This is a genomic window from Catalinimonas alkaloidigena (assembly GCF_900100765.1).
Taxonomy (GTDB): domain Bacteria; phylum Bacteroidota; class Bacteroidia; order Cytophagales; family Flexibacteraceae; genus Mooreia; species Mooreia alkaloidigena.
In genome coordinates this window covers 45,778-54,274 of record NZ_FNFO01000003.1, presented here as the reverse complement: position 1 = coordinate 54,274, position 8,497 = coordinate 45,778, and the positions used below count along the sequence as shown (strand labels likewise).

Below are 8,497 nucleotides of genomic sequence, written 5' to 3'. Positions count from 1 at the left end.
GGTAACATCGAGGTGTTGATATATGGCTTCTGTACTCGTACAAAGGGCTTTTCATGTGCAAGCCCCCTGAGTCAGAGAGTCATTTTAAAAGTATTCAGCGCTCGGAAGGGATGGGAAGGGCAATCTGAGGCTTTCTTACCGAAGTAAGAATCTGACCGGATTGCTGAAGAAAGCAGGAGGGAAGAAGAGCACTTGTTGACCCGCAGGAGGCGGTATTTCTGCGTAAGGTTTTTAGACAAAAAATAGAAAACCTGCCGGGAACTCCTGTTGAAATAGCGTCACGGAACGCCAACCCTGTTTCAGATTGTTTTATAACTTTGTTCCTCTCACGGTATTTAAACACAAAACCATGGCCTTTGATATTGACATGATTAAGGCAGTATACGCGCAACTGGGCGAGCGCGTAGAAGCTGCACGGAAAGTGGTAGGGCGTCCGCTGACCCTCTCCGAAAAAATCTTATACGCTCACTTGTACGATGGCAAGGCTACACAAGCCTACGACCGGGGTGTGTCTTATGTCGACTTTGCACCCGACCGTGTGGCGATGCAGGATGCTACCGCGCAGATGGCGTTGCTGCAATTCATGTCGGCCGGAAAGCCCAAAGTAGCAGTTCCTTCTACCGTGCACTGCGACCACCTCATTCAAGCAGAGGTAGGGGCAGAAGCCGACCTGAAAAAGGCGATCAATTCCAATAAAGAAGTATACGACTTTCTGTCGTCCGTTTCGAATAAATACGGGCTGGGCTTCTGGAAGCCCGGTGCGGGCATCATCCACCAGGTGGTGCTGGAAAATTACGCATTCCCCGGGGGCATGATGATCGGGACCGACTCCCATACGCCGAACGCCGGCGGACTGGGCATGATTGCCATCGGAGTAGGTGGTGCCGACGCGGTTGACGTAATGGCGGGCATGGCCTGGGAACTGAAATTCCCCAAGCTGATCGGGGTACACCTGACCGGCAAATTGAGCGGATGGGCTTCGGCCAAAGACGTGATTTTGAAAGTAGCCGGAATCCTGACGGTGAAGGGCGGTACCGGTGCCATCGTCGAGTACTTCGGCGAAGGAGCCAACAACCTGTCCTGTACCGGAAAAGGCACCATCTGTAACATGGGTGCGGAGATCGGGGCCACTACTTCGATCTTCGGCTACGACGAAAAAATGAGCGCCTACCTGCGGTCGACCGACCGGGCCGACGTGGCCGAACTGGCCGATGGCATCGCGCAACACCTGCGCCCGGACAACGAAGTGCTGGCGAACCCGAAAGATTACTACGATCAACTGATCGAAATCAACCTGTCGGAGCTGGAGCCTCATGTAAACGGTCCTTTCACGCCGGATGCAGCTTGGCCGTTGTCTGAATTTGCCGCCGCCGTTAAAGAGCACGGATGGCCTCAGGAGCTGGAAGTAGGGCTGATCGGGTCGTGCACCAACTCGTCGTACGAGGACATTACGCGCGCGGCTTCGGTAGCCGAACAGGCTGTACAGAAGAAACTCAAGGTAAAGTCCGAGTTCACCATTACGCCCGGTTCGGAACAGGTACGGTTTACCACCGACCGCGACGGTCTGCTCGATACGTTCGATAAAATGGGCGGTGTGGTGTTGGCCAACGCCTGTGGTCCTTGCATCGGACAATGGGCGCGCCATACGGACGATCCTACCCGCAAGAACTCGATCATCACGTCGTTTAACCGGAACTTCGCCAAGCGGAACGACGGGAACCCCAATACGCACGCTTTCGTGGCGTCGCCCGAGATCGTCACCGCGTTTGCCATCGCTGGCGACCTAACGTTCAACCCGATGAAGGATAAGCTGACCAACAACGAAGGCGAAGAGGTGATGCTCGACGAACCCAAAGGAGTTGAGTTACCGGCGAGCGGGTTTGCGGTAGAAGATGCGGGCTATCAGTCGCCTGCAGAAGACGGCAGCCACGTTGAAGTCGTGGTGAGTCCTGAATCTGACCGCCTGCAACTGCTCACGCCGTTTAAGCCCTGGGAAGGCACCGATCTGAAAGGATTGCGTCTTCTCATCAAGGCTAAGGGAAAATGCACAACGGACCACATTTCGATGGCGGGGCCGTGGCTCCGTTACCGTGGCCACCTCGATAACATTTCCAACAACTTGCTGATCGGAGCGATCAACGCTTACAACGGCAAAGCCAATCAGGTGAAAAACGTATTGACCGGCGAAGTGGGCGAAGTTCCTGCTACGGCACGGGCCTACAAGGCGTCGGGTATCGGTACGGTAGTGGTCGGCGACGAAAACTACGGTGAAGGTTCTTCGCGCGAGCACGCCGCCATGGAACCCCGCCATCTGGGGGTGCGTGCCATTCTGGTGAAATCCTTCGCGCGTATCCACGAAACCAACCTGAAAAAGCAGGGCATGCTGGCGTTGACGTTCGCTGATCCGAACGATTACGACAAAGTGCAAGAGGACGATGCCATCGACATCGTCGGGTTGGATGCGTTTGCACCGGGCCAGCCGCTCACCATTGTGCTGCATCACAGCGACGGTTCGTCTGACGAGTTCAAGGCCAACCACACCTACAACGAAGGGCAAATCGGTTGGTTCAGAGCAGGTTCAGCCTTGAATCTGATTGCACAGCAGCAAAAAGAGAAATAAGCTGTTTGGCCATCATATGAAAAGAGGAGGGAGTTCCCTCCTCTTTTTTTGTAGCTACGTGGCAATCGCGGTAACTCAATAGACCCGTTCTGCGTTTGCCGCTTCAAAAGCAACTTTGGCAGAAGAGCACCCCGGTTCTGTTACAAGAAGGCCTTATTTCTCGTAATTTCAGAGAAACGCTCTGATTTTCAAGGGCTTAACAAATGATTTTGGCGCTGGGGAACTTGATGGCACAACAGTTGTTTTTGTGAAGCAGAATTTTATTTTTGCAGCGTTTTATTTAACCACGATTAAACGGAGGAAATACGATGTATTGGACGTTAGAATTAGCTTCGTATCTTGAGGATGCCCCCTGGCCTGCCACGAAAGATGAACTAATCGATTATACTATTCGGACAGGCGCTCCATTGGAGATCGTCGAGAATCTTCAGGAACTGGAAGACGACGGGCAACCCTACGAAAGCATAGAAGAGATTTGGCCGGATTATCCGACGAAGGACGATTTCCTCTTCAACGAAGACGAATATTAAACGGGCATTGCGCCTGTACAATGGGCATACGAAGGGCTACCGAAGGGTAGCTTTTTTGTTTACGCCTGCAACAAAGCTTCGGCCAGCAGCAGGTCTTCGGGCGTTGTGATCTTGATGTTTTCATACGCCCCTTCCGAGAGGTAAATCGGATGCCCGGCACTTTCGGCAACGCTGGCACAATCGGTAAAATCGGTGCCTACCGCAGTGGCATACGCTTTTTTAATCCATGCCGCGCGAAACACCTGAGGGGTTTGTACCAAGCGGAACGCCGCCCGGTCTACGGCCTGGCTGTGCTGCTCGTCGCCGCGGCGAATCGACTCTTTCAGCTTTACTGCCGCTACCGCGCTGCCTTGCTGCGCGGCCAGCGCAAAGGCCCTTTCCATCACCTGGAGACTTACCAACGGGCGCACGCCGTCGTGGATGGCAATGAGGTGGGCATCGTCGCTGATCAGCGCCAATCCACAACTGACCGAATGGAAGCGGGTGGCCCCTCCGGCGGTGATCTGATGCGGAATCGGGCATTGGTGTAGTGCCACGAGTTCGTGCCAACGTGGCAGATCAGCCGCTGGTAAAACCACGATCAACCGCAACGATGCGTCGAAAGCATGTAGCTTTTCTAACGTATGCAGTAAAATAGGCTTTCCCCGCAGCGTCAGAAATTGCTTGGGAATGGCGTTTCCCATGCGCTGCCCGGCGCCTCCCGCTACTACAATGGCATAGTTTACCTGTGTCACAGCCGTAAAAATAGGCCTTTCGGCAAATCAAGAAAAAGCCCTTCCTCCATGAAACGCTCACAAAGGAAGGGCTACGGTACGATTCCTGTTTACTCTTTGACCAGTTTCTGCAGGTGCTGTTGCTCTCCCTGCGAAATCTGAATCGTGTACAGACCCGTGGGTAGGGCTTCTGTGGCTAACTCGTACTCCAGCGCATCGCCCTCGGGCACAAGCTGCTGCACGAACCACACCCGTCCCAGAGCGTCAACCACCTGGATAGATACCGGCACCTCGGGGAGGAGTTCAGACAGGATCAGCGACGTAGTACGTTGTGCTGGATTTGGAAACAGCGAAGCTGCCATCACCCCGGGCTGGGCAGTTGCCGGGGGCAACGTGGGCTGCCGTACGTCGACGTCGGTAGCGCAGTCCCCCTCTTGACCCAAACCGGTCGGTGTAGCAGCACTACTCGAAACACACAACTTGTCTAAATAAGTATACGGCTCGCGATATTCGATGTCCAGCGTGTTTTCACCAGCTTGCAAAGCGACGCGCCCCTGTTCTACCCACTGAAACTCGTCGTTGTGCGGGAGTCCCCATTTTTCCCATCGCCCTTCGTTGACCCGAATCCAGAACGAGTTTCGGTTGGCACTGAGCGACAAAACCCGGCCAAACAGATAGTAAGTGCCTTCTTCCGAGACCTCCCAGGTAAAACGAACCCGGCGCGATGCCTGTCCGCTGGGCAGAAAACCGTACGTGGAAGAGAAGAGGTAGACCCCCTGCGACGCCTCCGACGAAGTGCCTGTTTGCCACTGTGTTCCTACGTCGCCGCATTCGGCTTCCAGCCAGACCAACTCCGGCTCTTCGGTGGAAGGAGGAGTCCCGCAGGCCGGGGCCGTTCCACCCAGACCCGACGGCGCTGCGTCGCTGGTAGAAATGTAAAGCTTATCCAGGTTGGTATTCGGTTCCCGGTAGCCAATGTCAATTGTATGAGCACCGGCCGAGAGGCGCACCGCGCCGCCGTCTTTTTCGTACCAGTCGTATTCCTTATTAACTGGCATTTCCCACAACCGCCAGTCGCCGTCGTCGACGCGAACCCAGAACGAGTTCCGGTTGCTGGTCATGGCCCGAATCCGACCGAAAATATGGTAGGTGCCCGAGCTGTTCACACTGAAGTTGAAGCGCACCCGATCGGCCGCCTCGTCTGAAGGCCAGTGGCCGTAGCGCCCTTTTCGCGTGACGATGCCCCGGTTCGATGCGTCTATGCTGCTTTTGATGCGCCAGGCATCGCCCACCTCAGCACACTCGGCCTCCAGCCAGAGGGCTGTCGAAGTTGGCGGGGGAGCAGGTGCCACCGCCCGTACGTCAATGGTAACTTGGTCGGTCGATTGAGCGCCCTGTTGATCGGTAACGAGCAACGTAATCTGGTGCACGCCCACCGCCAGCGAAACAGTACCGGTTTTGCCAGAGGCAATCTGTTGGCCTCCTTCGCGCCAGCTGTAACTGCTGATGGTCTGATTCCCGTCCGGGTCAGAAGACGCCGATCCGTCGAGCGTCACGGCTTCCACACCATCGCGGTCTGCATCCGAAACCGTTTGGTCGGGACCGGCATCGGCCACCGGAACCTGATTAGTAGTGGCAGGCTTCACCGTTACGGTAAGGGTCAGGGTGGCAGACGTATAGCCCGAAGCTTCGGCCGTGCATGGAACTGTGTAGGTGCCTGCGGCTAACCCTTGGGCATCGACCGTAAAGGTGACGGCTTCGTCAGAAGCTTGTGCAGTACCCTTAGTCGGATTCGCCTTAAGCCACGTTGGCCAGGCGTCGGTGCGCAGGGTGTACGTGACGGCTTCAGCGGTGTTGTGTAACACTGCGGTCACCGATTTGCTTTGACCGCTTTCCAGCGAAAGGGCCAGTTGTCCCGGCGCGAATCCTAGTTTGCGTACCGGTGTGCGCTCGAAATCGCGTACCCAGGTCCGGCTGGTAGGCAGGTCGCTGCTGGGTGCACCGCCCATGGTCAGCAGAAGCTTATTGCCGATCACCCGTGCTACCGGATCGAGCAGACGCTCGGGCATCTCATATTCTTTCAAAGTACTCCAGCGGTCGGTTGCCGGGTCGTAGCTGTGCACTTCGTAGCCCCAACGTTGGCCTCCGAAGGTGTAGATCTTGCCGTCCAGCGCAAAGCTGCTCGTCTCGATGTGAGAGTCGTTTCGTTTAAAAGGTGCCAGTTCTTTCCACCGATCGGTCACAGGATCGTACACGTGCACATCCCAGATGTCGTAGCCGCTCTGGCAAGAGCCGGATGGATCTTTGTCGTGTCCCTTCTGCCCGCCGATGGTGTAAATCTTTCCTTCCAATACCACCGTCCCGAAGTGGTTACGCGGGTTGGGCAGGGGTGAGGTGCTTGTGCGGTCCTGCCATCCTTTTTCGGGGCGCGTCAGATCGAAAACAAAGTGGTAGGACACATCGCAAAGCGCCGAAGCGTCAAACCCGCCGATGTAGTGCAGTTCATTGCCGACCCGTGCCAGGCCGCCGCCGCCCGTGGGTTGGGGCAGGGCAGGCCCCGCTTCCCATCGAGCCTCAGTAATGTGATACTTCCACACCAGATCCGTAACAGGCCCGGGGTTGCTGCCAATACGCCCACCGACCAGCCAGACCACGTCGTCGACCAGCGTAAAACCGGAATGGGTGACCGACGACCGCTCGCCACTGGGCAACAAAGGCATGGCCGGAAGAGGCGTCCAGGTGTCGGTCGCCAGATCGTACCGGGTGCCCGAATGGATGATGGTGTTGCCCTGGCTAAAGCCGTTGAAGTAATACAGCTTATTCTGGTAAAAGACCCCAATGCCTTCGGTACGGGCCTGGGGTGCATCCGGAAGTCGGGTCCAGCCCGAAGTAGTCTGGCTTACCCCTGGAAAAGAGAGTGCGCAGAGAAGAAGAACAGTGCCTGCCTTCAGGCCGTACCCGCGCTTCTTCGTCTGGCGGAAATAGTTTAAAAAAGACATAGTAAATCAGTTAGCGTGATAAATCGATAGTCGTTCCTGAACAAGAATAGTAGCTCATGATTGCACACATCGAGGAAGCCCGTACTCCGGCTGTGAGCAGGCGGGTCTTTATCTTTTTACGCAATCGAAAAGAAAAAGCTCGCGCGCACGGCAAAGTATCGTGACAAAACAGGTTCGGTAGGTTACGCTGCTGACAGGCAACTGTAGCATGGTTAGCGACTGACAGCGAGTAACATACACTCAACAGGTGGTAGGTTTCCTCGGCGGTGAAAGTACGAAATAACTAAAAGCCGAAGCCTTTTTGAGGGTAAAATCCAAGATTTAGTGAGATGCGTTCAGCAGAGGGACGGGTCGTTGCGGTGCGTTTATGTACCGACCAAAAAATAGGAGTATCCCGATATAAAAAAACCCGCGGTTAAGCGGGTTAGGGAAAAACTATAGTAGGAATCGTATCAGACGATCAGCATGGCGTCGCCGTAGCTGAAGAACCGATACCGTTCTTTGATGGCTACTTCGTACGCGTTCATGATCAGGTCGTACCCACCGAACGCGCAGGCCAGCATCAGCAGCGTTGACTGCGGCAACTGGAAGTTGGTCACCAGCGCGTTGGCAATTTTAAAATCGTACGGAGGGAAGATAAACCGGTCGGTCCAGCCCTGGTTCGCCTTTAGGCGATTGTTAGCCGAAACCGACGATTCCAGCGCGCGCATCGAGGTGGTCCCGATCGCACAAATGCGTCTCTTTTCGTCAAGCGCGGTATTCACCATGTCGGCCGTTTGGTCGGTCACCACAAAGTTTTCCGAATCGGTCTTGTGCTTGGTCAGGTCTTCTACGTCTACTTCGCGGAACGTACCCAACCCAATGTGCAGGGTGATCGGAACAATGTCGATGCCTTTGATGGCCAGCCGCTTGATGAGCTGTGGCGTAAAGTGCATCCCCGCCGTAGGCGCTGCCACGGCCCCCTTGTTTTTGGCGAAAATGGTTTGGTACCGTTCGCGGTCGTTCTTGGTGACATCCCGGTTGATGTACTCCTTCAGCAGAGGCGTTTCGCCCAGCGTATCGATCATCTTGTGGAAGTCCTTCTCGTCGCCGTCGTAGAGGAACCGGATGGTTCGCCCGCGCGAAGTCGTGTTATCGATCACTTCCGCCACCAGTTCGCCGTCGCCGAAATACAGCTTATTGCCCACGCGGATTTTACGCGCCGGATCGACCAGCACGTCCCACAAATGCGCCGAGGCATTCAATTCGCGTAGCAGGAATACCTCAATTTTGGCACCCGTTTTCTCCTTGCGCCCGTAGAGCCGTGCCGGAAACACCTGCGTATCGTTCACCACGAAGACGTCGCCTTCGTCGAAATAATCGAGTACATCTTTGAAAATACGGTGTTCGATTTTGCCGGTATCACGGTGAACCACCATCAGACGCGATTCATCGCGGTTATCGGTAGGGTGCTGCGCGATGAGCTCAGGCGGCAGGTCAAACTTGAATTGAGATAATTTCATACAATGAATTTCAGGCAGGCTATAAGGGTCGGGTATTAATAGGGCCGCTAAATTACGTAAACCACTACAAATGTGTCTTTTCCTAAGTTTAGCTTTTTCGTACTTCCGCCTTAGCAACCGCCAGGCTATTCCT

5 protein-coding genes are annotated in these 8,497 nt (G+C 55.1%); 2 read left to right on the top strand and 3 right to left on the bottom strand.

What is annotated here, in order from left to right:
- Nucleotides 1–349: 349 nt before the first annotated feature.
- The gene (locus tag BLR44_RS07450) at nt 350–2,620 is read left to right on the top strand and encodes an aconitate hydratase (RefSeq protein ID WP_089681741.1); all 2,271 of its coding nucleotides are present in this window, start codon (nt 350–352) and stop codon (nt 2,618–2,620) included.
- A gap of 308 nt (nt 2,621–2,928) precedes the next feature.
- On the top strand, nt 2,929–3,150 hold the full coding sequence (locus BLR44_RS07445; RefSeq protein WP_089680900.1) for a DUF2795 domain-containing protein: 222 nt from the start codon (nt 2,929–2,931) through the stop codon (nt 3,148–3,150).
- A 59-nt stretch (nt 3,151–3,209) separates the two neighbouring features.
- On the opposite strand, the gene BLR44_RS07440 is transcribed toward BLR44_RS07445, so the two are convergent.
- From BLR44_RS07440 to queA, 3 genes are all read right to left on the bottom strand, one after another.
- Nucleotides 3,210–3,884, bottom strand: a complete 675-nt coding sequence (locus tag BLR44_RS07440; RefSeq protein WP_245706000.1) for a 2-C-methyl-D-erythritol 4-phosphate cytidylyltransferase — start codon at nt 3,882–3,884, stop codon at nt 3,210–3,212.
- Between the two features lie 89 nt (nt 3,885–3,973).
- The gene (locus BLR44_RS07435; protein WP_089680896.1) at nt 3,974–6,862 is read right to left on the bottom strand and encodes a Kelch repeat-containing protein; all 2,889 of its coding nucleotides are present in this window, start codon (nt 6,860–6,862) and stop codon (nt 3,974–3,976) included.
- A gap of 452 nt (nt 6,863–7,314) precedes the next feature.
- Complete coding sequence (gene queA, locus BLR44_RS07430; protein WP_089680894.1) at nt 7,315–8,364, bottom strand: tRNA preQ1(34) S-adenosylmethionine ribosyltransferase-isomerase QueA; 1,050 nt, start codon at nt 8,362–8,364, stop codon at nt 7,315–7,317.
- Nucleotides 8,365–8,497 lie beyond the last annotated feature (133 nt).